At 43.1% G+C, this 26,980-nt stretch carries 17 protein-coding genes; 14 read left to right on the top strand and 3 right to left on the bottom strand.

The genetic code is table 11. The features are described 5' to 3' along the window. Positions 1-63: 63 nt before the first annotated feature. Positions 64-2,328: a sensor histidine kinase gene (locus M3180_RS19560; RefSeq protein ID WP_251670653.1), complete on the bottom strand. Its 2,265-nt coding sequence runs from the start codon at positions 2,326-2,328 to the stop codon at positions 64-66. A gap of 526 nt (positions 2,329-2,854) precedes the next feature. Between M3180_RS19560 and M3180_RS19555 the strand changes: the two genes are divergently transcribed. The 5 genes from M3180_RS19555 (at position 2,855) to M3180_RS19535 (ending at position 11,567) form a co-directional block, all read left to right on the top strand. Continuing rightward, the gene (locus tag M3180_RS19555; protein WP_251670651.1) at positions 2,855-4,600 is read left to right on the top strand and encodes an ABC transporter ATP-binding protein; all 1,746 of its coding nucleotides are present in this window, start codon (positions 2,855-2,857) and stop codon (positions 4,598-4,600) included. Positions 4,601-4,631: 31 nt separating this feature from the next. Then, positions 4,632-6,623, top strand: coding sequence for an ABC transporter ATP-binding protein (locus M3180_RS19550; RefSeq protein WP_285855808.1), 1,992 nt, complete (start codon positions 4,632-4,634; stop codon positions 6,621-6,623). 291 nt (positions 6,624-6,914) lie between these two features. Then, positions 6,915-7,361: a MarR family winged helix-turn-helix transcriptional regulator gene (locus M3180_RS19545; protein WP_251670649.1), complete on the top strand. Its 447-nt coding sequence runs from the start codon at positions 6,915-6,917 to the stop codon at positions 7,359-7,361. Positions 7,362-7,372: 11 nt separating this feature from the next. Continuing rightward, entirely contained in the window at positions 7,373-10,495 is a 3,123-nt protein-coding gene (locus M3180_RS19540; protein WP_251670647.1) for an MMPL family transporter, read from the top strand. 13 nt (positions 10,496-10,508) lie between these two features. After that, complete coding sequence (locus M3180_RS19535) at positions 10,509-11,567, top strand: asparaginase (protein ID WP_251670646.1); 1,059 nt, start codon at positions 10,509-10,511, stop codon at positions 11,565-11,567. 131 nt (positions 11,568-11,698) lie between these two features. On the opposite strand, the gene M3180_RS19530 is transcribed toward M3180_RS19535, so the two are convergent. Further along, entirely contained in the window at positions 11,699-13,543 is a 1,845-nt protein-coding gene (locus tag M3180_RS19530; RefSeq protein ID WP_432806961.1) for an LTA synthase family protein, read from the bottom strand. Positions 13,544-13,793: 250 nt separating this feature from the next. Between M3180_RS19530 and M3180_RS19525 the strand changes: the two genes are divergently transcribed. The 9 genes from M3180_RS19525 to M3180_RS19485 all read left to right on the top strand — a co-directional run bounded on the left by M3180_RS19525 (position 13,794) and on the right by M3180_RS19485 (position 25,942). Continuing rightward, the gene (locus M3180_RS19525) at positions 13,794-14,663 is read left to right on the top strand and encodes a M15 family metallopeptidase (protein ID WP_251670642.1); all 870 of its coding nucleotides are present in this window, start codon (positions 13,794-13,796) and stop codon (positions 14,661-14,663) included. 100 nt (positions 14,664-14,763) lie between these two features. After that, positions 14,764-16,215: a cardiolipin synthase gene (gene cls, locus M3180_RS19520; RefSeq protein WP_251670641.1), complete on the top strand. Its 1,452-nt coding sequence runs from the start codon at positions 14,764-14,766 to the stop codon at positions 16,213-16,215. A 163-nt stretch (positions 16,216-16,378) separates the two neighbouring features. Then, positions 16,379-16,771, top strand: a complete 393-nt coding sequence (locus M3180_RS19515) for a Fur family transcriptional regulator (protein ID WP_251670639.1) — start codon at positions 16,379-16,381, stop codon at positions 16,769-16,771. Next, positions 16,753-17,502, top strand: coding sequence for a response regulator transcription factor (locus M3180_RS19510; RefSeq protein WP_251670637.1), 750 nt, complete (start codon positions 16,753-16,755; stop codon positions 17,500-17,502). Before M3180_RS19515 ends, M3180_RS19510 begins: the two co-directional genes overlap by 19 nt. A 777-nt stretch (positions 17,503-18,279) precedes the next feature. Continuing rightward, positions 18,280-19,965 (top strand): type 2 periplasmic-binding domain-containing protein, encoded by a 1,686-nt coding sequence (locus M3180_RS19505; protein WP_251670634.1) that lies wholly within the window; start codon positions 18,280-18,282, stop codon positions 19,963-19,965. Between the two features lie 129 nt (positions 19,966-20,094). Further along, complete coding sequence (locus tag M3180_RS19500; RefSeq protein ID WP_251670632.1) at positions 20,095-21,060, top strand: ABC transporter permease; 966 nt, start codon at positions 20,095-20,097, stop codon at positions 21,058-21,060. A gap of 32 nt (positions 21,061-21,092) precedes the next feature. Further along, entirely contained in the window at positions 21,093-22,013 is a 921-nt protein-coding gene (locus M3180_RS19495; protein WP_251670630.1) for a carbohydrate ABC transporter permease, read from the top strand. Positions 22,014-22,046: 33 nt separating this feature from the next. Beyond that, complete coding sequence (locus M3180_RS19490; protein ID WP_251670628.1) at positions 22,047-23,654, top strand: alpha-L-arabinofuranosidase C-terminal domain-containing protein; 1,608 nt, start codon at positions 22,047-22,049, stop codon at positions 23,652-23,654. Between the two features lie 95 nt (positions 23,655-23,749). Then, on the top strand, positions 23,750-25,942 hold the full coding sequence (locus tag M3180_RS19485) for a glycoside hydrolase family protein (RefSeq protein WP_251670627.1): 2,193 nt from the start codon (positions 23,750-23,752) through the stop codon (positions 25,940-25,942). A 213-nt stretch (positions 25,943-26,155) separates the two neighbouring features. Here the strand turns inward: M3180_RS19485 and M3180_RS19480 are convergent, their stop codons facing one another. Next, entirely contained in the window at positions 26,156-26,977 is an 822-nt protein-coding gene (locus M3180_RS19480) for a hypothetical protein (protein ID WP_251670626.1), read from the bottom strand. Positions 26,978-26,980 lie beyond the last annotated feature (3 nt).

The following is a 26,980-nucleotide window of genomic DNA, read 5'->3' as shown; positions in this document are numbered from 1 at the left end:
AAGTCAATTACTGCTTGTATATTTTTTATTTGATTTGTACTATTTGACATAAGCACCGACGCATCAGATGGGTAATACAATGGTTGCAGCCGTGCCTACTCCAAGCTCGCTCGAGAAGCTGAGTGAGCCATGATGATTAGAAATTATTTGCTGAGTAACAAGTAAGCCTAAGCCGGTTCCGCCTTCTTTGTTCGTATAGAATGGGTCAAATATATGGCTGAGCTCTTGCTCTGAGATGCCGATACCAGTGTCTCGAATCGTAATCGTCATGGACTTGGGCTCAGTGCTCAGGTCAATATGAATGAGGAGCTCTCCGCCCTCTGGCATAGCCTCAATACTGTTTTTAATTAGATTAACGAATACCTGCTTAAGATGTTGCTCCGAGCCGTGCACTGGTGGCAATGCCTCTACTGCCTTTAGCTTGAAGTTTATATTATTCAGCTTACCAGAGGACTTCATTAAAGTAACAATATCACGAATTAATCGTTCTATATACACAGGTGACCAGTGCTCAATCTGCTGCTTGGACATGCTTAGAAACTGGCTAATGATCGAATCCATATGTTGAATTTCCTGCATGACGAGATCGATATGCTGCTCAGGTAGATTCCCCTTCGTTTTGTTGAGCGACAAAAATCCTTGAACGGTCGTTAACGGATTACGAATTTCATGTGCGATGCTGGCAGCCGTTTGACCGATTGCAGAGAGCTTTTCATTGTTGCGACGCAGCTCCTCGTTTTGCTTGCGCTGTGTAATATTACGTGTAATGGAAGCGAAAGCCACGGTATCGCCGTACTCATCAATAATCCCTGACAGTGTAATACTTACGTCTACAGGGCGTCCTGACTTAGTATACATGACGGTTTCATAGCTAGAGATCCCGTTGTTTTCCATTACTTGCATGAGCAGCATATTATAAGACTTTTGCTGCTCCTCAGAGTGGCGGAACAATGGCTGACCGAGAAGCTCTTCGCTGCTGTATTCGAACATTTCTTCAAATGCACTATTCATCTGAATGATGTTGAAGTTGAGATCCATAATATGAATGGCATCCTTTGTATGGTTAAAGAAGGATTCCAAGTATTGTTTTGTACTCATCAGCTCATCGTTTGTTTTCTTTAGCTCTTCGGTATAATGGTACAGATTGCTGCCCATCGTGTTAACCTGTGAGGCAAGCAAGCCGAGCTCATCCTTACTTCTGTGCTCTAACGGCGTATTGAATTGATTCATCGAGATCGCGTTAACCTTAACCATAATTTTAGTCAACGGTGCAGTAAGCAGCTCTGCTATTAGATAGCTCCCTACGATCGTAATAAGCAGCAGCACGATGCTGATCATCGTATGGTCAAGCAGCTGCTTCGTCGTACTAGATAGCATCGACTCTTTATCGAGGACTAAGCTTATAATATATGGTTTGCTACCTGTAATTGGAATGAAGGTGCGAACAAGCTGCTGATCGTTATGTTCAAATGTTGAAGATTGAAACTGATTGGTGGACACGGCCTGATTGACCAGCTTCAAATCTTTTTCAACATTGCTGTAGTTGTAGGAGCCGAACATCACATCACGCACATCAAGATTGTAAATAGGCTGCCCTTGCTTGAGCTTAATGATTTTCTCTTTGCCAAAGAACTCCGGATCGAATGCAGTAATTTCTAACAGGTTTTCATTCTCTTTAATAAGCTCCTTCACAATCGTTTCTTTTCCGTTAATATAGCCATTTGAGAAGGAAAGATCCGTGTTGATCATCGTATTAATCATGTAGTTTGTTTTGCCTGAGTAATAATATCCCCATTTGTTTACCTTAGTAGGATCTGAAACTGCAAAGTTAACTGGACCTGAATAGAAATTTGTAGAGTGCTGTCCTTGATCAACAGAGACAGGACGTAAGTGCATGACATCCTTCAATGCTATATCCCAATAGTCCCATGTTTTTGATCTTAAATTAATTTCATCTGGATTAGAGGATAATACAGTAACAAGCTCTTCATCCTCTAGCACCCATAATGTAATATCTGTAACTCCTACTTGATCTCTCACTTGCTTTAGAAGTTCATTCGAAAGGTTAGAGATATCTGGATCAAGCAGCTGCTCTACAGCTATTGCTGCCGCTTTAAGGCGATGAGCGAGCTCATTTTCGATGCTGCGATTCGTAGTTTCAATAAGCTCTATAGAAACAGCGAGCTGTTTGGCAATATTGGTAACCTGCTGTTCAATGTTTTCATTCTGTACACGAACCGCATTAATTTGCGAGAATACAACATTGAGAATAAGTACTGCCGTAACGATGAGAGAGATAGCTAATGATAATTTAATTCGGATAGACAATGATTAGCCCTCCAGCTTTAATATAAGTAACACAACGTGTTTTAGACAAATATCGACAAAATACATCAAATTATAGTAAGTATAAGTTAGACGATACAGGATTGACAATAAGAAAATATAGTGAATAGCAATTAGGTTATTAGCTATACATAAGTAAGTTGTTGAATCCTTCAATTTTAATTTTTACATTTTATTGATTGACAAGGAGGTTTATCCAATGATATTGTTGTAACATATTTTAACATTATGAGAGGAGGGTTACGTATGATTAGCTTGGTTCAGTTTGGCAATATGGTTTTAACAGGCTTGTTTCAACATCATGACGTAATCCGTGCCCGTAACGTATAGTTAAGTACATACGGCGCATGATTACGTAACGTAGTCATGCGCCTTTTTTTTCGCATAATGGGCTTAGTTTCGCATCTTTGTGATCTAAGACCCGTGTGAGGAAGAGCATGTCTACGCAGGCATGCTCTTTTTTGTGTGCTCTATTGAAATCGTTAATAACGAGGGGTTGTTAAGCAACATGATGAATGTATTAAAAAAACTAGGATGGTTTTTCAAGCTGGAGTGGAAACGATATACGCTGGCGATTAGCTTGCTGTTTTTTGCAGGCTTAGTCGACCTGCTTCCACCGTGGCTAATTGGTGTTGTTATTGACGGTATCCAACAGGGTCAGTTTTCGTCGGTACAATTCCGGTGGATGATCATTGGCTGGGTTGTCGTGACGATCGTTGCCTATGGCATCAATTATATTTGGCATTACATGCTGTTTGGTGCAGCATTCGTGCTGGAACGCATACTACGCACTAATCTAATGTCACATTTTTTACGAATGAAGCCTTCCTTCTACGAGCGAAATCGTACAGGAGATTTAATGGCTCGAGCAACGAATGATCTTGGTGCGGTATCGAATACGGCCGGCTTCGGAATCTTGACGCTATTCGATTCAACCATATTTATGATCAGCATCGTTGTTATGATGAGCGTAGCGATTAGTTGGAAGCTGACACTTGCAGCATTACTACCATTGCCGATCATTGCGCTGGTACTGTCGATCTTTGGTAAGAAAATTCATCAGCGCTTTATGGCAGCTCAGGATGCTTTTGGTGAGCTGAATGATGATGTACTGGAGTCTGTCTCTGGCGTTCGAGTGCTTCGTGCCTTCGTTCAGGAAAAAGCAAGTGAGCAAAAGTTTCAAGCGAAGACGCAGGAAGTGCTTGAGAAAAACTTAGCAGTTGTAAGAATCGATGCACTGTTTGAGCCTGCGATTAAAGTAATTGTTGGGATCAGCTATTTAATTGGAATTGGCTACGGTGCCTATCTTGTGTTCAATAGTGAGCTGACGCTTGGTCAGCTTGTGACATTCAATATGTTTTTAGGGATGCTCATTTGGCCGATGATCGCGATGGGGGAGCTCATCAATATTATGCAGCGAGGCAACGCCTCTCTCGACCGTGTCAATGAAACGCTAGCAAGCAAGGCAGATGTAGAAGATAAGAAGAATACAGTGGAGAAGCACAGTCCTTCTCAAGTCGCTTTTGAGCGATATTCTTTCCAATATCCAAGCTCATCTAATGAAAACTTAAGTGCGCTTAATATACGCATTAAGCAAGGGCAGACACTTGGTATTGTCGGTAAAACAGGAAGCGGTAAAACGACGATACTGAAGCAGCTGCTGCGTGAATATCCACTAGGCCAAGGAACATTAAAGCTTGGGGAACATAGCATTGACGAGCTGAAACTGAATGACGCAATCGGATATGTCGGCTACGTGCCGCAGCAGCCGTTTTTGTTCTCACGTTCAATCCGCAGCAATATATTGTTTGGTAAAGCAGATGCGACCGAAGAGCAGCTTCAGCGAGCGCTTGAACGAGCTTCGTTCGCCAAAGATATTCAGTTTTTGCCTGAGGGCTTAGAGACGATGGTTGGAGAGCGTGGTGTTGCATTGTCCGGTGGTCAGAAGCAGCGTGTGAGCATTGCGCGGGCATTAATTGCAAATCCTGAAATACTGCTGCTGGATGACGCACTATCGGCTGTAGATGCAAAAACAGAAATAGAAATTATTGAGGGCATTAAGCATGAGCGACAGCACAAAACGACGATAATTACGACACACCGCTTATCTGCCGTCCAGCACGCAGATTGGATTGTAGTGATGGAAGATGGAGTAATTGCTGAAGAAGGAACGCATGAGCAGCTGCTGAAGCGTGATGGCTGGTATAAGGAGCAATATGGTCGTCAGCAGATCGAGCTCGAGCTAAGCTCATAGTTAACGCGGTTAAAATAGAGAGGTGAGAAGCATGACGATAGAGACAGAGCAAGTACAGCAGCCAGATCGAACGATAAAGACAGGAAAGCGATTGCTGCAGTATGGTTTACTCTATAAAAAGACGATTATCGTTGCACTTATATTTTTAATTATTGCAGTTAGTGCCGAGGTAATGGGACCATTACTTGCGAAAAAGATGATCGATGAACATATTACAGGTATCAATAAAACGTGGTATTACGTAGAAGAAGGGACGGCTGAGGCTGTTCCATATAAGGAGCAATGGCTTGTACGTGAGGATAAGCTTAATCCGAGTACAGCTGTGCTAGGTAGCATGGAATTTGAGCAGCAAGGTTTACGTTTTTATCTCGTGAATGAAGGAGACAATAGTGAGCAAGCCACCCTGTTGACGAAGGAAGAGCTGTATCAATTTTACAAGCCAGAAATTCCATCCATTCTACGTTTGTCAGCGATTTACTTAGTATTGCTTGCAGTGGCAGCCATTTTTGTATACTCTCAGCGCATTTTGCTGCAGACAGCAGCGAATCGCATTGTTCAGAAGCTTCGACATGATGTTTATGCGCACACCCAAAAGCTGCCGGTTAAATACTATGATCATTACGCAGCAGGGCAGATTGTCTCTCGTGTAACGAATGATACGGAAGCGATTAGAGAGCTGTATGTCGGTGTTATTGCTAACTTCAGCATGGGTTTGGTCTATATTGTAGCAATCTATGCTGCAATATTCGCTATGAATCCGACGCTTGGCTTCATCACACTGCCATTAATTCCGATTTTGATGCTATGGATCTACATCTATCGGCGCTTTGCTTCCAAATACAATCGAGTGCTAAGAGCGAAGCTTAGTGAGATTAACGGCACAGTTAACGAGTCGATTCAAGGGATGTCCATTATTCAAGCCTTTCGCAAAGAAAAAGCGATGGAGAAGGAATTTGATGAGCTTAATTCGTATTACTTCAAATACCAAAATAAAATGCTCAGCTTAAATTCGTGGACCTCTCATAATTTGCTGAACGTACTGCGCAACTTAATTTATGCGGTCATTCTTGTGCTGTTTTTTACGAATCAGCTCGGAGCGGCTATTACGGTTGGCTTACTGTTTGCTTATATTGATTATTTGAATCGCATGTTTAATCCTATTGTGGGCATTGTTAATCAGCTATCTAATTTGGAGGTAGCGAGAGTATCTGCAGAACGTGTATTCAAGCTTATGGATGAGCCTGGTATGGAGGTTGATGATCAGCCTATGCCTCGTTATCGTGGGGATGTTGCCTTTGAGAACGTGTCCTTTGCATACAAGGAAAAGGAATATGTTCTAAAAAATATTCAATTTTCCGCTAAGCAAGGGGAGACGATTGCACTCGTTGGTCATACTGGTTCTGGAAAAAGCTCAATTCTGAATTTACTGTTCCGCTTTTATGATATAGAGGAAGGCCGTATAACGATTGATGGTGTTGATCTGCGCAGCTTTTCTAAGCAGCAAATTCGTAAGCATATGGGCATTGTTCTGCAGGATCCGTTCTTGTTTACAGGGACCATCGCATCTAATGTCAGCTTAAATAATGAGGAGATATCAAGAGAGCGTGTTATTCAGGCGCTGAAGGATGTAGGCGCATATGACATGTTTATGCAGCTGCCGAAAGGCATTGATACAGAGGTCATTGAGAAAGGTAGCACGCTGTCAGCTGGTCAACGTCAGCTCATATCCTTTGCTAGAGCGCTTGCTTATGATCCGGCTATTCTTATTTTGGACGAAGCGACGGCAAGTATTGATACAGAGACAGAGTCTGTCATTCAAGCGGCGCTCGAGGTGCTGAAGCGAGGACGCACAACCTTTGTTATTGCTCATCGCTTATCGACGATACGTGCAGCTGATCAAATTTTAGTATTGGATCGCGGAGTTATTGTTGAACGTGGTAATCACGATCAGCTTATGGAACAGAGAGGTAAGTACTATCTCATGTATCAGCTTCAGGCTGGTACGGGGGCAATAACGGCATAATTAGATAGCAATGGCATAGGTATAGAAGCAGATAAAGATATAGAGATAGATAAAGATATAATAATAAGACAGATATAACAGGCATGGAAATGCAGGAGTATAAGAATAGGTATAGATGTAGGTATGTGGTAAGGCTTAGGAGCTGCAATCGTTCGTTTCGATTGCAGCTCCTTTTTTTGTGGGAAGCAGTTGTGAATGAATTGTGAAATTTAGGTAAAAGTAGTTCTATGACCAAACTATTTGATGATAGAATAGTTTCATCATAGAACTATTTTGTGGGGAGGTGTTGGTATGGCTAATGAGAGGATGACAGAGATTGTCGAGCGCTATGAACGAGCGACGTATATGATTAATCGTAGATTAAGCAGTAAAGTCAAGGAAGGGCTACCTAATGATATTACGCCAGAGCAGCTGTTTATATTACGCTACTTAAAGCGTAATAACGATGTTAGCTCATCGGAATTGGCCGATTTGCTTTGTGTAGGGAAAAGTACGATCACATCGGTTATTAGCCGCATGGTTAATAAAGGTTATGTTGTGAGAACTCCAAGTCAAGAAGATCGGAGAGTCGTATATTTATCACTTACGGAGGAAGGCGATCGACAGCACAGCCGTATAGAAGAAACGATTTATCATATTATTGAGCCTTATATAAGTAAGATCGGGGAAGCTAAAGCGTTTGAATATATAGCTGTGCTGGAGCATATCTCAGAAGTGCTAATGATGGATTTAGAATAGGAGGCATTTGCTTGAAAGGGATTTTGAAACTTAGATGGATCGTTATAGCAGTATGGATTGTCGCTGCCGTTGGGCTGTTTATTGCAGCACCTAATCTTGCGTCACTCGTTAGAGAAAAAGGCGAAATTACAGTGCCCGAGCAATATTCATCATCTCTAGCAGCCAAGCTGATAGAGGAGAAGAGCAGCGACTCTGGATCAGGCAATTCTACAGCCCTCGTGTTCCATCAGGAGGGTGGATTAACAGCTGAGCAGCAAGAGGAAATACAATCGGCTCTTGCTCTGCTGGAAGAGAATAAGGAGCAGCTGGGCATTGCATCGATTACCTCTTACTTCGACAATGAGGAATTGAAGGAGCAGATGCTGGCTCCTGATGAGTCAACGGCGATTGTGCTGCTAGATGTACAGATGAATGGCAGAGAAGTAGATCAAGCGATAGACCAGCTCTATGAAGCGTTAGCGTCTATCGAGATAGAGCATTATTACACCGGTAGCTGGCTTATTAGTCAGGATGTTCTGCTCAGCTCCGAGGAAGGCTTAAAGCGCACGGAGCTCATTACCGTTGGCTTTATTCTTATCGTACTATTTTTAGTCTTCCGCTCGGCAGTTGCGCCGATTGTGCCATTATTAACGGTTGGCCTATCTTATATCGTATCGCAATCCATTGTTGCGTTTCTTGCAGATACCGTTGATTTTCCGCTGTCTACCTTCACACAAATCTTCATGATGGCGGTCTTGTTCGGGATTGGAACGGACTATTGCATCCTGTTAATTAGCAGGTACAAGGAAGAGCTCAGTAAGCATGAGGATAAACAAGAAGCCATTCTAACGACGTATCGCACGGCTGGAAAAACAGTGCTTGTATCAGGTATTGCTGTGCTGGTAGGCTTCAGTGCGATTGGCTTCTCGACATTTATATTGTATCGCTCTGCCGTTGCAGTAGCTGTAGGGATAGCTGTCATGCTGATCGCACTATACACCGTTGTTCCTTTCTTCCTATATACACTCGGCAATAAGCTGTTTTGGCCTGCCAAAGGAAAGCTGGAGCACGGTAAAAGTAAGCTATGGGATAAAGTTGGTGCATTTTCACTGAAACGCCCAATGGCGGCTTTATTAATTGTAGCAATCATTATCGTACCACTGTTATTAACGAAGGATGATCTTGTTTCCTATAACTCACTTGATGAAATTGGTGAGAAATACGATTCGGTTAAAGGCTTCAATCTTATCGCTAACAACTTTGGACCTGGTGAAGCCATGCCTACAACGGTCGTCATCAAGAGCGAGCAGCCATTCGACTCCTCTGAGGGCATGGCTGTCATTGAAAAGGCATCTCGTGCTTTGCTGGAGCAGGATGGCGTCGCAACTGTGCGTAGTGCCACTCGGCCGCTAGGTGAACCGTTGGAGGACTTCCTCGTTACCGATCAGGTCGGTCAGCTTGAAGAAGGTCTTTCACAAGGACAGGATGGCTTGCTTGAGATACGAGATGGATTAGCTGAAGCTGAACAGGCATTAGCGGAAAATACACCACAGCTTAATGCTGCCATCGATGGAGCTGAGCAGCTTGTTTCTGGTAGCAAGCAGCTGCAAGATGGAGTGAATAAGCTATCTGACGGTTTATCGGAGATTAGCTCGGGAATGAAGCAAGGTGCACTGTCTGCTAAGCAGCTGGAAGCGGGCTTGAAGGAGCTTGAACAGAATGCATTGAAGCTAGCATCAGCGAGTGATGAGCTATTACAGGGCTATAATGAGCTATATGCTGGCGGAGAGCAGCTATCGAAAGGCTATGCTGCGATTGCTGAGCAGCAGGCGACGCTTGCAACAGGGCTGTCTGGTGTGGATCAAGGAATGAAAGCCTTGCAGCAGCAGTACCCTGAGCTTGCCGATGATCCAACGTATATTTCACTTACTGCTTCGATTGAACAGCTAGCAGCTGGAGCAACAGCATTACATGCTGCGATTGCAGAGCTAAATCAAGGGCTAGCTGGCATGCTGAGTGGATTTGCAACAGCGAATACGGCATTAGCAGAGGCTAGTGCAGGTCAGAAAGCTTTCTCTGAAGGCATGAAGCAGGTTGCTGGTGGAATGAGTGCGTTGCGACAAGGACTTGATCAGCTCGCAGCGGGCACAGCTCAAGGCAGCGCTCAAGCACCACAGCTGGCTGAAGGTCTAGGTGGAATAGCGGCAGGTGGAGCGGAGCTGCAGGAAGGCTTTGTAAGCATTCAAGAGCAGCTGGTACAGCTAACCGAGGGGCTAGCCTTAAGCGTGGATGGACTTGAGCAGGTAACGGATGGTTTTGGCTCTGCAGAGAATTATTTGAAGGGGCTTGTCGAGTCACCAGATAAGCAGCTTGCTGGCTGGTATATGCCTGAGGAAGCTATTACAGACGAAGCCTTTGCTGCTGTACTTGATCAATATATGTCTGATGATCGAAAGCTCATTACGTTTGATGTCATTATGGAGGATAACCCTTACGCGATTTCTTCGATTGAGATCATCGACGGCTTGTCCATCGTCGTGAAGGATCAATTGGCTGGCACTGTACATGAAGGAGCTGATGTACAGCTCGGAGGCGTTACGAGTATGAATAATGACCTGATGCAAATGAGCAGCGCAGATTATTCAAAAACGGTAACACTTATGCTGATCGGTATTTTTATTATCTTATTGCTATTATTCCGTTCTGTCGTCATTCCGATCTATGTCGTTGCTTCCTTATTAATTACGTACAGCACGTCACTTGCGATTACAGAATTGATTTTCGTAGATATTGCAGGTCTATCTGGCGTAAGCTGGGCCGTTCCATTCTTCGGCTTTGTTATGCTGATCGCTCTTGGTGTAGACTACAGTATCTTCCTAATGGATCGCTTTAAGGAAAATGCTCATATGCAGCCTACCGTGGCAATCCATGAAGCGATGAAGAGCATGGGCTCCGTTATTATGTCCGCAGCCATTATACTTGGCGGAACGTTTGCGGCGATGCTTCCTTCAGGTGTAATGAGCTTGCTTCAAATTGCAACACTCGTGCTGTGCGGACTTTTCCTATATGCTCTAATTATGCTACCATTGTTTATACCTGTAGCTGTTAAGCTGTTCGGGAAATACAATTGGTGGCCATTTGTTAGTAGAAAGTAGAGGATTAGCGAACATGAATGAAATTATGGTTGTATTTACAGGAGGAACAATAGGAAGTACAAGGCAAGGAAGCGCAGTTGATGTAAGTGCTTCTGGTTCCTATATGATTATTGATCAATTTAAGGAGCAGTACGACCTGCAGACAACATTTGATACGATACAGCCACTCAATATATTAAGTGAAAATTTAATTGCTCAGCAATGGCTTAGCCTTGCTGAGCAAATTAAGCAAATTCCACAGGAGCAGTACAAAGGCATTATTGTGACGCATGGCTCAGATACACTGGCTTACTCAGCAGCAATGCTCGGTTACCTGCTTGCCCAAACGAAGATCCCCATTGTGCTGATCGCAAGCAATTACCCGCTTGAGGATGAGCGAGCTAATGGCCTCCGTAATTTTAGTGAGGCTGTACAATGGATTGAAACAGAGGCTCCTCCAGGTGTTTTTGTCGTATACGAGAATGATCGCGGAGAAAGTCAGCTATACTTAGCTACACGTCTTATGCAGTGTGAAGCCTTTACCGATCAGTTTCGCAGCCCTTATGAGCTTACACTTGGCCAGCTAAAGCAAGGTAAGCTGATATGGACCGAAGATACACGCAATCCAGCGATGCAGCAGCTTATGCCAGTATCTAATCGCTGGACGCAAAGCATAGAGAGGATTACGGAGCTTGCTGATCAGATTGTGTATATTAAGCCGTATCCGGGACTGAACTATGAGCTGTATCAATGGGGAAGCATGAAGCCAAAGGCGATCGTGCATGATTTATACCATTCTGCAACAGCCTGCTCGTTAGATAGCGGCCCATATTCACTGCCTACCTTTATCCGCAGATGCCTTAACGAGGGGATTGATGTATTTCTCACTCCCGCTAAGCGTGCAGAGGATGTCCACTATGCTTCGACAGCAAAGCTATTCGAGGCAGGTGCCGTATTACTGAGTGGAATGGCTCCAGAGGCAGCTATGACTAAGCTAATGCTAGGCTATGCGATACTGACAAAGCATGAGGATATTGTGGAGTTTATGACGGAGGAGGAGCTGTATCATGAGCTCCACCGTCCTTATCGATAACAAGAAAATATGCTCAATGAAATAAAATGGGTGGTCTACTACATCAGCTTTCGCTGAAGTGGCAGACCACCCATTTTTTATATGCTGTTTTGCATGAAGAGCACTCATGCAATGTTGTAATTCAACAATTCCTACTTGCTAGAAGGCTTTTCTCCGTCCTTAAGAGGAAGGCTGTTAACGTAGCTGTCTGACAGCTGCAGCAGCTCTAATGCGCGTTGGAACTCGTCTTCTGTTGCTGTACCGCTTTCTGTACTTGTACCAGATAACGAGAAATGCTTGCCGTCAGAGTAGCCGCTGCCTGATAGGAATAGCTCTTCGCTAGTAAGGAAGGAGCCTGTAGGTAAATAATAGCGCTGTGGCAGTAGATTTTCATATTGATTGAAGATGTCCTGTCCAAAATGCAATTGATTTTCCATACTAATACCTAGCAGGTTAGCAATAGTAGGCGTAATATCGACCTGACCAGCTGTTTGCTCAAATACCTTAGGCTCAGTAACTCCTTCATTAATGATAACTAGTGGAATATTAATCATATCGGTGTACGTATACTCCCGACCGTACATCTCTTCCATTAATGCTAGCTCATTTGAGTTCAATGAATAGATCGGTAAGCCAAGATGATCACCATAAAGCACAATTAGACTGTTGTCCCAAAGTCCTTTTTCCTTCATGTCGTCAATAAAAGCACCAAGTGCTTGATCTGCATAATGCTGAGCGACTAGATAATCACCAACCAATGTTTTTTGGAAGCGTTCTGGCAAGGTGATATATTGCTTATCCTCAGGCAATGTGTAAGGATGATGAGCTGTCATAGAGATAACATGAGCGTAAAATGGATTTTCAGCTGCGTCCATCTCCACTAATTTATCAAGTGTTTTACGGTATAATACATCGTCAGAGGCACCGAAGAATACAGTATCCTCTTCACCAAAGTACTCGGTATCATAATAATTATTAAAGCCTAGTGACTCATACAGCTCGCCACGATTCCAAAATTCAACGACGTTGGTATGGAAGGTAGCAGTGTCATATTGGTGTTCTTCCAGCAGCTTTGGTAAGCTAGGCAGCTCGCGATCAGCATACATTTGTGTAGCAGCGCCGCGCGGTGGAATGTAGAGTGATGTGTTGACGACATACTCTGCATCAGACGTGTTACCTTGACCTACTTGCTGATAGAACTTATTAAAGTAAAAGTGCTCATTAACCAGCTTATTAAAATTCGGTGTAATCTCCTGACCGTCTACAGAAAGATTGACTAAGAAATTTTGGAATGATTCCATTTGGATCATAATGACGTTTTTACCTGCAGCTGTTCCAAATTGAAAAGGCTGCTCCACAGGGATAATTTTTTTAATATCGTTAATTTTTTGCTGCGAGATCTCATTAGGCTCGACATATTCTGTTTCTTTGCTGGAGAATATCATATAGGCTTCATAATTTAGAATACCCATTTGCTCAGCTTTTACAATTTCATTCATGCTTGCACGGTTCGGTACAATATTGAACAGGCACACAATTAATGAAACGGTAAGAACAGCTAAGGCAACTTTTCTGCTGCTAGGTCTGTTGACCTTCATTTTCCAATCGATATCGCCTTTCTTCTTAATAAGTAGAGCGGCTAATATTACAACGTCTACAAAGATAAGCAAGAAATAAGGGTCCATTAAGGAAAATACACTATTTTTAACTGCGGTAACTTGATTTACTTGAGCTAGAGCAAAGTATGTTACAATGACTCCGTAATACTTGTAATACATAATGACGGCAAAAAGAATGGTTGTCATTAGAAGGTTCGCTAGCAAGTAATAAAGAATTTTGCGTTTTTTTGCGAATACCTCGATAAAACAGAAGATGATTAATGCGAATGGCAGCTCTTTAAGCAATAATGTCCAGGACATTCCATTCTCAAATATAACCATCCAGGCTAAGGCACTTTTTAGCAGCATAATGAACGAAAAAAACAAGATCGGTTGCATACTAAAAAGGCGTTTGTAGCTATCGTTTAACACTGTACATCCTACCCTTCGTATCTCTTTATATATTCATGAAAGCTACATAGATGATATAATTACTTATCTATTATGCTAATATTAAGTTTCAATGTCAAAATCTAAAAAACTGTAAATTGCTCACATATCAGTCAGAGTGTTCTTTATTATTATAAAACACCTCACTTTTCTTTCTCGTGCTCAGCTTTACGGTCATCTTTAAGGAGGAAATTCTAGAATGAAATTAGGAAGACTATTATTACTTGTTTTATCCCTCGCACTACTTATTGTATTAATTGTTACATTTGTTAACCAAAAAGAAGAACAAAAAGCACCTGATATTAGTGTAAGTCAACCAAGTGATACTAATGTAAACGAAGAAACAACAGATAATGTTTCAGATATTGATGAAAACTTAACAAATAACCCAGAAAATTCCGGTGAGGATGTGGAAGAGCCGTCAGATTCGCCTGATCCAGACCAGGAGAGTACACCAACGGCTACACCTAACATTGAGCCCGATACAGATGCAAAAAGTGTTAGCGTTATTGTTAATCCAGACTATAAGCTGCCAGATAATTATGAGCCTGATGATCTCGTCTATCCGGATGTTCTCTTTATATTCGAGGAGAAGATTGAAAAACGCATGCTTCGTCAGGAAGCGGCGGAGGCACTTGAGCATATGTTTGAAGCAGCAGAAGTGGATGGTATCTATCTAGCAGGTGTGTCTGCTTACCGCTCTCACAGCACACAAACGGCGTTATTTAACCGATATGTAGAACGGGATGGTTATGAGAAGGCAAAAACCTATAGTGCGGAGCCAGGAACTAGCGAGCATGAAACAGGCTTAGCCATTGATGTAACGAGCAGTGATGGCAAATGCGCAGCACAGGACTGCTTTGGAGGAACAGCAGAAGCGATATGGCTCGAGAACAACGCAGCAGCCTATGGTTTTATTATTCGTTATCCAGAAGGCAAGCAGGAGATTACAGGCTATAAATATGAGCCTTGGCATTTGCGCTATGTTGGCGTGGAGCTCGCTAAGCATATTGATGAAGAAGACTTAACATTAGAAGAGTATTATCAAGTAAGCCCAGTCAAGCGTTAATAGAAAATGCTCTAGATGACATCTATGGACACGAGGTAGCACTAAAGGCTGAACTTTTTGAACTAGTATTAAAAGTACGTTAGTTGAAGGAGAATAGGGAATGCTTATATGGCAACAGATTTATTTAATCGTTATGATTCTTAATATATTTCTTGCTATAACCATTATTTTTCTTGAAAGGCGTAATATTAGCTCGACATGGGCTTGGATTATGGTATTATTTTTCATTCCGGTTGTTGGATTTGTACTTTATCTTATTCTCGGACAGAAATTCAAAAAACGTAAGCTGACAAAGCTTCTAGGCATTAACCCGAGCATGATCAATGATATGATTAAAGAGCAGCATCGGCGCATTAATTGTGGAGAAATTGATCTCGCCGGGTCCGAGGTGGAGGAATATACTGACCTAATTACAATGAATTTGTCGACAGCATTTTCATTGTTTACGACACATAATCAGGTCGATATCTATACGGATGGCCATGAGAAATTCGATGCATTAATAGAAGATATAAGTCGTGCGAAGCACCATATTCATCTCGTCTATTATATCGTTCGTGATGATGAGCTTGGTCGCAGATTGATGCGCGCACTAACGGCAAAGGCAAAAGAGGGAATCAAGGTTCATTTCCTGTATGATCACATTGGGAGCTCGAATTTGCCAAAAAAGTTTTTCAAGGAATTTCGTGAGGCAGGTGGGCTTGAGGCGGCTTTTTTCCCTTCACGGATCCCATACCTTAACATAAAAATTAACTATCGTAATCATCGCAAGCTTGTTGTAATCGATGGAGAGATTGGTTATATCGGCGGGTTTAATATAGGCGATGAGTACTTGGGACTGAATAAGCATTTTGGTAAATGGAGAGATACGCATTTACGTATTCAAGGTGAAGCTGTTCTTCAGATGCAGGCACAGTTTATGATCGATTGGAACATTGCATCGAATTTAAGCCTTGCCTATCATTCCAAGTACTTTCCAGAACAGCCAATGGAATGCAGTGAGCCGATTGGCATTCAGGTTGTTGCGAGCGGACCTGACTCCGAATTTCAGGAAATTAAAAATTCTTACATTAAAATGATCTACTCAGCAAAGGAGACTGTTTTGCTGCAAACACCTTACTTCGTCCCTGATAGCAGCTTGCTAAACGCGCTAAGAACAGCCGCATTATCAGGCAAGGACGTTCATCTGATGCTGCCAAGTAAGCCTGACCACTTTTTTGTGTTTTGGGCAACACAATCATATCTTGGAGAATTACTGTCCTGTGGGGTAAAGGTTCATTTGTATAAAGCGGGCTTCCTACATGCGAAAACGTTAGTGGTTGATCGTAAAGTGGCATCTGTAGGTACAGCAAACCTTGATATCCGAAGCTTTAAGCTGAATTTCGAGATGAATGCGTTCATTTATAATAAAGAGGTAGCAGCTAGACTTGAGAGCATCTTCTACGAGGATGTGGAGGTTTCGCATCTGCTAACGCTAGAGGAATATGAGAATAGACCTTGGTTTAATCGATTCAAGGAGTCCATTTCCAGGCTGCTTAGTCCAATATTGTAACCTGTACGAAAACTGTCCCTTTTCATCTAATATAGAGAAAGAGGCAGTTTTCGTGCTATTTCCTGGGAAATGGTGTCGAAACGCTGAGGATTAGTTGTTGTAGATTGACTGGAGTTAATATTAGATTTATACTAAATCTAATATTGTGAAAGGCGGCATTGCTATGGCACAAAAAATTAATTTAACAGTACAGCGTCGAGCGATTCTTGAGGTTGTTCAGGAATCACATGACCATCCGACAGCAGCCGATATTATAGAACGTTTACGTGCGAAAGGCTTTAATTTTGCCTATGGTACAGTTTATAACTCGTTACGCTATTTGACGGAGGTACACCTTATTCAGGAGCTGAAGCTTGGCGAATCGGTTAGTCGATATGATGCTCGTACGGAGGAGCATCAGCATATTGTATGTACATCCTGTGGAAAGGTAGAAGAGGTGCTCGTTGACATTCCTCAGACATGGCTCGACCAGGTTGCTGAGCAAACCCGATACAGCATTCAGCATCCCCATATTGTAATGGAAGGGTTGTGTGAGCAATGCACGAACAAGCAATAGTTTCGGCGACAAGCTCAGGAGCAAAAAAGCTTTGCAGCTTAACGAAGCGTGTTATGATCATAAGCCCTTATCCGGAACGCTTGGAGAGCTTGTACGTCTCTCTCTCAAGTGCTTGCTTTGATGTATTTTCATTGCATGAGTTCAACGAAGGCTTGCTATCCGCACTCAAGCCCGAGCTTATTGTGTATGACACACTGCCATTGGAAGACGAACATAGCGATTCAGAGCAGCAGCGTGAACAGACCCTGCTGCGCATTGCTAGAAGCTATCCAATCCCACTTGTTGCTTTGCGTGATGAGCGTGCCGGCGAGCTTGCTAATGAAGAGCTAGATGGAGTGGAAACATTGCTATGGCCATCCGCAGTAGATGGGATAATCGAGCACATCAATGATCTTCTAGAGAACCAGCTGCGTCATGCACATTTCAACGATCTTCATATCTATAAGGATTTAAAGGTTGATTTGAAGCGCATGATCGTCATGAGGGAAGATGAGCGTATTGATCTGACGAAAACCGAATATGATCTGCTGCTACACTTCTTAAACTCTGACGGCTCCGTTCAAACTAGGGAAATGCTGCTCGAAATCATATGGGGACTTCAGTTCTATGCAGGCAGCAATGTAGTGGATGTACACATCAAAAGCCTGCGTAAGAAATTAGAGGATAGCGCAGTCGACCCAAAGTATATCGTTACAGTAAGAGGAGCAGGCTATCGACTAGCAGATCTGTAGCGTAAAGATAGACTCTTAATGCGTTACCTGATGGTAAATGGGTAATCGAATAATAAAGGTAAGATTGGATAAATAGAGGCTGTATCAAGGGATTAGACCCTTGATACAGCCTCTTTGTTATGAAGGATGGAATATGCCACGCGAAGTAAATGGTGCGGTGATAACATCAAGGCGACGCCCACACAGATGCTCTAGCGCAGTAAAGGCGAAAGTGTAACACGAAGCAACGCCCACTCAACCGCTCCAGCGGAGCAAATGGTGTGGTGTTTCTACTAAGCGACCACCCACACAACCACTCCAGCGGAGAACATGGATTGGTGGAAAAGCGAAGCGGTTGCCTTTGTTCCCGGATTTCTACATTTAACATACTTCTAGAAATCTGGGAACAACAGCAATTGTAACCAAACCATGTTCGGAGCGCCGAACAACAGCAATTGAAACCACACCATTTACGGAGCGCAGCACATATAATGTCGAATCGGATACAATATAATATCGAATGTTGACGATTGATCTATTCATTGATTTTTCAATTCTCAAAATCTAAGAATAGATCAATTATACAAGAGAATAGGTCATTGTTTTGGATAAATTGATAATTTATTATATCCTCATGAATCAATATGTAAGCGCTTTAAATTAAGTGAAATACTTTGAATTTCGCTAGGTATAAAAGAATGCTGCTGTAAGTTTACCCTACTCGAAGTTATAACCATCAGCTCTGATCCAAAGAGCAAAAGTTATAATAAATAAGTTAAAAGAAAGGGTGTCTCTAGCGTGAACAAACTAGCCAAATCTTTAAGTTTAGTATTGATTACGGCCATGATGATGTTTGTTTTTACAGCATGCAGTGACAACACAAAAAATGAAAGCAATTCTCCAAGCGTAACGCCTAGCAGTGAAAGTAATTCTACACCCGCACCACAAGCCAGTGACGGAGATAATGATGGCAACTGGAAGCCTCAAACTGATCTCTCTAAAAAGGTTAAGTTCTCGTATGCCTCAGTACAGGGAATAGAAGGCTTCGATTATACGAAGGGAGATCCTTTAGCTCAGTATTATTCTGAAAAATTCAACTATGAAATGGATGTAGCCGCATTAAACTGGGATAACTGGAGTGAGCGTCTTCGTATCTGGATTAACTCGGGAGATATGCCTGATGTAGCTGTATATAACTACAATCATGCTGACGCTGCCTCCTTTGTTGAACAGGGTCTGATCAAAAGGTTTCCTGATGACTGGAAGACCCGTTGGCCTAACGTAGCAGCTGTTTTTGATAAAACATCGATTGGCCCTCAAATGGAACAGACCTTTGGCGGCACTTACTTTATACCGAGAGCACGATTTATGAACAATCTTCCTGGCGATCCTCTACCGAACCATCCATCCTTGTTCCTTCGTAAAGATTGGGCAGAAGCAGTAGGCTTCCCAATCAAAACTACCTATACGACATCTGAAGTTATGGAATTCGCTCAGCTCATTAAAGAACAAGACCCTGGAAATGCTGGGAACAAGCTTATTCCTATTGCCGAGAACACGACACATGCTGTAGATCTATTCGTTGCAAGAAACAGCACCCATTTTAACAAGTTCTACAAGGACACTGACGGAACCTACAAATGGGGTGGAGCATCAGAAGACACGCTTAAAGGTCTAAAACTATTCTCTGAAGCCTATCGTTCAGGATTAATGAGCCAAGATTTCTATACGGTTAAGAATGAAGAGCACGGCTCCTTCTTTAACGTGCAAGGCATTGCTGGTGCTACATTCTTCCAGGCTCCAACCTCTGCACTTCAGCAATTCTATGATGATTTTCAAGCAAATATAGGCACGGATCCATATGACAATATCCAGATGGCGACTGTTCTTGGTGATGATGGCAATTACCATCAATATGATCTGATCAACTACTGGGGCGCCATCATATTCAGCCCAAATATTAAGGATGAAGTATTCGAACGCTATATGGATATTCTTGATTACAATGCAACATTAGAGGGAAATACCATTCTTAATATGGGAATAGAAAACGTTGACTGGGCGTATGAAAGTGATGGAACAACTGTGAAATCACTCTATGATCAAGCTAAGGAAGGCAAGCCGCTTGGCGGCGCTACGGGTAAGTATCCATCGATGGGTTATCTGCTAGGCAGCACCATACTTTTCGATGACTTTGCCTTCGACAACCCGAACACGACTAAGTCGTTAAGAGACTTATCCAAGCAGCTGTATACGGAGAGAACGCAAGTTGCTACGCCTGATTCATTCGCCAAAGTCGATTGGGAGCTATTCGCCTACGACTCTCCAAGCTTTAGAAGAGCTCAAATGGACTATTACACCGAATATGCTAATATCGTGACGCAATCGGGGGATATAGAAGAGAATTGGAGAAAATGGGTAGATTCTAAGATGTCCATTATCCAGCCGGTGCTTGATGAGCTTAATTCCACACTAGGAAACTAGCTGCTAAGCACGTCAGCTATAATGCCAATACTACGCCAACTGTAGCAAACATTACGTTTGCTGCAGTTGGCGAATGCTTGCTAATGCGTTTCTACCAATGAATTAAAATTTATTTCAGAGGGGCTAAATATGGAAAATACGCATGTAGTAAAGAATGATTCATCCTTGATTAGTCGCGTTCTGAAGTCGAAGGAAATTTATTTCCTCATACTTCCCGGTGTCATATGGTTTCTGATCTTTGCCTACGTTCCGATGTACGGCTTGTCACTAGCGTTCAAAACCTACAAAGCGAATCTTGGCATATTTGGTAGCCCATGGATTGGACTAGAGAATTTCACCTATGTATTTAGAGATCCTGCGTTTCTAGAATCTGTCTGGAGAACGCTATGGATTAATCTTGGGCGTATCCTTTTTCAGTTTCCTTTTCCTATTCTATTAGCTCTTCTATTGAATGAACTTCGTATGAATAGGTACAAGAAAGCAATTCAGACGGTCTATACCTTTCCCCACTTTTTGTCATGGATTATCGTTTCCAGCGTCCTTATAAACTCACTAGATATGCAGGGCCTGGTTAATGGGATCATCCGTTTATTAGGCGGAGATCCGGTAAACTTTCTTGGCAATACTCAAATCTTTAGGCCGCTGTTATATATCACCGATAACTGGAAATCAGCGGGTTGGACGATGATTATTTATTTGGCAGCGATTACAGGCATTGATACAGAGCAATATGAATCAGCACAGCTTGACGGTGCGACCCGTCTGCAAATCATGCGCTATATTACACTTCCAGGGATCCAAAGCACGATCGTTGTTATGCTGATTTTAACCGTAGGCAATCTGATGAACTCGGGCTTCGATCAGATCTTTAATATTAGCAATGCAGCTACAGCGAAGGCAGGCGAAATTTTGGATATGTATATTTATCGCATCACCTTCCAATCAGCCGCAGATTTTTCTTTCTCTAGTGCAGTCAGTTTATTTCGATCAGTTATAAACTTTGCACTTCTGCTGTTTGCAGACCGCGTGTGTAAGTGGTTAGGGGCAGAAGGACTCTTTCCATCTATGAAAAAGAAAGTGAAAGTACAGAGATAAAAGTGATCTACCGAGAGAAAGGAAAGTGAACAATGACAGAGATTAGGTCTGAGCAGACACAGGCGCATAAGCCGAGCAGCAGTAAATTGAACAATAGAATTGAGATGCTGGATGTATTGTTAGCGATTCTGCTTACAGGCTTTGCTGTCGCGATCATCCTGCCGTTTCTCAATGTGGTTGCCGTCTCATTCGTGACCCAACAGGAGTATTTGAAGTCTTCCATTCTGTTGTTTCCGAAGTCGTTTACGTTTGAAAACTACAAATCCTTGTTCGAGGACGGGCGGATATGGACTGGCTACCGTACAACGCTGCTGCTCCTTACGTTAGGCTTGCCACTCAATATGTTTTTAACGACGAGTATGGCTTATGGACTTAGCCGACCTTCGTTTCCCTTCAAGAGGTTTTTTATTTATTTTGTCGTGTTAACGATGCTGTTTTCTGGTGGAATCATCCCGATGTACTTACTCATGAAGGAATTATCACTGATCAATACAATCTGGTCGGTCGTGCTAGTTTATGGCATTAATTCGTTCTATCTCATCATTATGATGAATAATTTCACGACAATCCCGATCTCGTTAATGGAGTCTGCTAAGCTCGACGGGGCAGGAGAATGGCGTATTTTATTCAAAATTATTTTGCCTTTATCCTTGCCCATTATCGCGACGATGACGCTATTCTATGCCGTTGACCGCTGGAATGAATGGTTTAATGCGATGATCTTTATTCGCAAGGGCGACCTCACTGTTTTGCAGCTGGCCTTAAGGTCGATCGTTATCGATTCTCAAATTAGTCAGCAGTTAAATATATCGAATGTGCAGACGGATAAACAATTCTCAGAAGGTCTAAAGATGGCAGCGGTTATCGTATCGATGCTGCCCATTATGTGCGTATTTCCATTGCTGCAGAAGCACTTTGTGAAAGGGATGCTTGTAGGAGCCATTAAAGCATAGGCGTACACATTAAAGTAAGAGGAGGATCAAAGAATGAAGAAAGCAAACGTTACCGTTCATCCCGAGTATCGGATCGGATCTGTTGATAAGCGTCTTTTTGGAGCGTTCCTAGAGCCTATCGGTAGCTGGGTGTATGGTGGAATCTATAACCCTAAGCACCCGACAGCTGACGAGATGGGTTTTCGCCGTGATATTATCGATGCTGTGAAGGAATTGGACCTTCCTGCATTGAGATTTCCAGGCGGCAACTGGGTCTCGGGCTGGGATTGGAAAAATTCGATCGGCCCGCTCGAGGAACGCAAGGCGCAGCTCGACCTAGCATGGTTTCAGATAGAACCTAATACAATAGGACATGACGAATATATGAAATGGGCGATGCAGGTTGAGACTGACCCCATGTATACGATCAATCTTGGAACAGAGGACATGAAGAGCGCAGCGCATCTTGTTGAATACTCACGCGTTGCAGGCGGTACATATTGGTCAGAGCTTCGCAAAAAGCACGGTCAGCTTGAACCTTATCCAATCCGTACATGGTATCTAGGCAACGAAATGGACGGACATTGGCAGATCGGTTCATGGGAGAAGGATCCTGTGGGGTTTGGCATACGTACGCATGAGATAGCTAAGCTCGTCAAGTGGATTGATAATGAGGCTGAAACGGTCTTCGCAGGAACGTCGGACCATCACCGTCATTTCCCTGAGTGGGAGATGGCTGCACTCGAGCAGTGCTATGAATCGGTTGATTATATTTCTCTGCATCATTACCATACAGCGCCAGAAGGGGATATCGCTAACTTTCTCAATATATCCTCAGTGTTCGAGGATTATATTCGGACGACAATTGCAGTTTGTGACTACCTGCAAACTAAGCTGAGAACGCCTAAGAAAATGTACATCTCCTTCGATGAGTACGGCGCGAATTTTGGCAAGCAGGGGGAGGTGCTCTTTGGACGCAGAGGGTGGCAGGATGTTACGAAAAGCTACTTTCAATTCGCACCAAGAGAGAATAGCTTTAAAAAGTTCGATCCAGAGGATTATAACGATCGAGATTTTGGTTCGAATCAGATGCTAAAAGCATTGGCAATGTCCTCTGTAATGATGACGTTTCTGCGTCATGCAGACCGAATAAAGATTGGCTGCATGACAGGTGGAATCCGTGATGCACTATCCTTTAATGGCTCACATGTATGGAAGAATGCATCCTACTATCCTTATGCTCAAATGAACAAGCTGTCTCGTGGCGGAATATCGCTAATGCCTGCTGTTGACGGGCCGACCTTCAACACGGAGCAGTTTGCTTTAACTGGCTCTGTTCAGTGCCATGCCTACGAAAATGTGCAGGCTATTGAAGCAGCGGCAGTTATGCATGAGGAGAAGGAGGAGCTTTGTATCTTTATGATCAACCGTGCCATTGCTGATGACATCGAGGTAGATCTCGATCTTCGAGCCTTTGAGGGCTATGAGCTTGCTGAACACATCGAGATGTACACGAATGATTTGGAAGCTGGTAATTGTTATGATCATCCAGATGTTATCAAGCCATCAATTAATGCTGATACGCGCTTGGAGAATGGAAGGGTGAAGGCTATAGCTAAAAAGCTTTCATGGAATGTTATTCGCTTATCGAAAACACGTTAAATGTTACACAAAAATTGAGCAATGATGGTAGTACACCACAAGCTAGTAGAGTAACGTTGAATTTGAGATAAACCATTCTAATAGGGGGATATACGATGAAGCTAGTTAGCGGAGATTATGCCTTAATATTTGATCAAGGTGGCATGGAGGTTCAAAAAGAGGGCAAGCTTCTTTATTACAACAAGCGCCCGATGTTTGTTACTGTCAAGACGGCGTTTGCGATCAGCGAGTTTTATGATCAGGCTTACAGTCATATTACAACAGCAGGTAATCATATTTTGGCCGAAGGAATATTGACAGTACCTTCGGGGTCCTCATTTTCTTTTGCAGACCGTTATGAGACTGCTGGAGATGGCTTCAAAGTAAGCCGCAGCGTCAAGGTGCTGAAGGCGGGAGACGACCTCGGTTTCTCAAGTAAGGTTTCCTTCGTTATGGCGGAATCGGATGTTACGCGTGATTATAATTGTTTTGCTCCAGGCGTTTGGTATAAGCAGAATGAATTTGCTCCAGATTATGCGATGGGCAAAGACCTCGATTGTGAATATTATTGGCGCATGGAGACTAGCATGGCTTTGCCATTGTTCGCGATGCAGAATATTCAATCAGGCGAGACGGCTACTTTATCACGCTGGGCAGCAGACGTTACGATGCAATCCACAGATATTCTTCGGGCCGAGAATAATACAGACCCGCGGTGCACGATCGGAGCGCTCGGTATGAGCAAGCCAGAGAGTAAAACATTGAACTATATGTATTATGGCTTTGCGGTACGCAAGGAGTTAGAGACACAGATCGATGGCCTGTCTATCGATTATGTATATCCAGCCTGTGATGGGCAGATGCCTAGAAGAAATGCGATATACTCCGGTCTCGATTACCAGAAGCAATCTAAAACGTTCCAGCGTATCAATCATCCGGTAGAAGTAGGGTTTGAACAGCATTATTCCGTTGCTATTCAATTCAATCATTACAACAGCTTCCAATCGATGATGAAGGATACTTGGCGTACGGCCTATAGCAGGTTGCGAGACAAATTATTTGAGGTAGATAATGAGCAGCATTTTCATAACTGTATGAAGCTACTAACTCACTACACTCGAAAGTATGGAGACTCCTATGGGCTGCCCTTTGCTTGCCAGCTGCCCGACATGGATATCTCATGTGTATCCTTTCAGTTCGGATTCGTTGGACAGCAGCCCGGCATCGGTTACCAGCTGCTGCGTTACGGTGACAAGGAAAATGAATCGGAGTCGTTCGAAAAAGGGGTTAACATCATAGACTTTTGGACTCGGGTAGCGATGACGGATTCCGGCCTTCCGCAGATGTGCTATAACCCTAATATTGAGGGCTTTGAGCCATACCCACACTATATTCGGATGCTAGCAGACGGAATTGAGGCGATCCTGGACGCATACCTATACATGCGGAAGAAGGGGGATGAGCGAGCATCATGGCTAGATTTCTGCCGAAAAACCGCTGACTGGCTGACGAGTATTCAGAACGAAGATGGAAGCTTCTACCGAGCATATAATACTGACAATACGATTCGTATGGATTCGAAGTCTAACACTCCTAGTGTTATTCGTTTCTTAGTTCAGTTTTATCTAGTTACCGGCGAAGAGCGCTACAAGAATGCCGCGATTCGAGCAGGGGAATGGGCTTTCGTTCAAAATTATCTCAACTTAGAATACCGAGGCGGAACATGTGACAATGCGGATATTCAGGATAAGGAGGCCGGTATCTACGCGCTGTTCGGGTTTTTAGCGCTATACGATCTAACTGGTGAGGAGAAATGGCTCGAGGCGGCGATCGGTGCTGCCGATTATACAGAGACATGGACCTATGCTTGGACCTTCCCAGTCCGTACCCCTTGGCCGAAGCATCCATTCAATCAGTATTCGATCAGCGGTCAAAGTATTATTACGGTCGGTGGAGGAGCCGACGTGTATATGGCAGCCTGCTCGTATACGTACTATAGACTGTATATCATTACCGGGGATGAGCATTACCTTGACTTTGCTCAATTTATTCACAATAATACCCGCCAGTCCAATGATGTAGACGGAAGTGTCGGTTACATTATGCCTGGCATAGGACATGAAAGCGGTAATTTTACGAGCCAGACCCTTCAGAGCCATTATCACTGGCTACCATGGTGCACGTATGTAGAAGTCGATCCGTCCTCGAGGCTGTATGATACATTTGGTTGCTACGAGATTGAAGAAGCTCAGAAGCTTAGTCCGCAAGAAAGAGCCGAACTAAACCGTATTTACGCAGCCTTTGGATGATAAAGGGAAACCATTATAATGAACAGACTGAAAGTGCTCGAAGCAAGACTCTATGCTGTCGACATTCGAGCACTTTCGTTTTTTTTTTGCATAAGTATTTGTAGAGTGAGACTACATAACCTGTAAATTAGAATATTGCGAGTTCGGCTTGGAATGCGGACAAAAAAATTAGGACTAATCATATAGATTAGTCCTAATTTTTTTCTGAATTCGTTATTGAGATAGATCATTGCCCATCGCGTTATAGTGAGCAGAGATCGTCCACACCTTAAAGACTACTCGAACGAGCGGCAGCAATTGATACAAGACGAAGCTGATAAAGGTCACCCACACAATTGATAAGGTATGGATTGGCAAGCTAATAAGAAGGTAGCAGCAAGTCAAGGTGATACCGATGATTAGTACACGCGCGGTGTGCTTAATCGTACTTAACAGTGCCTGCACTGGTGAAAGCTTTGCTCCAATACCGAGTGTAATCATATACGATAAGAGACTGATCATTGCAGCCCATAATATAAAGCCAATCCATAGCCAGCCAGGCTGATCTAGTAAGGAGGTAAACGCGGCTTGTGGATCCTGTATGAATAGTAAGGGACGAAGTAAGTAGACCAGTGGTGCGAGGATCGCAATGCTTTTTAGCCAGTACACAAGCATCATCGGTTTCCACGTTGCAGCTATTCCTTTACGAAAGGCAGTTCGTTCAGCACCTTGGCTCATTTCGAACAAACTGTAATACATGCCGCTTTGAATAATAGGTGTAATCATCATGCGAAGCAGCAGCAGTCCAGCTAAGCTCCATATATAAGGAACGATCATATCTGTTTTCATGAGATTAAACTCTGTTTCAATCCAAAACAGCTGCATGGCTTCTGAGCTGTTCGTTATTTTAGGATAACGAAGCAGGAGAGGGGAGACGATATGATCGATGATTCGGTATAGAACGAAACCCCAAATCGCCTGATAAATAAAGTATAGCAGTATAATATTGACATGACGTTTCGTCACACTCCAGCCTTGGTGTAGCCTTTGCGACATATT

Source organism: Paenibacillus camelliae (assembly GCF_023715345.1).
GTDB classification, from domain to species: domain Bacteria; phylum Bacillota; class Bacilli; order Paenibacillales; family Paenibacillaceae; genus Pristimantibacillus; species Pristimantibacillus camelliae.
This window is presented reverse-complemented; position numbering and strand designations above follow the sequence as displayed.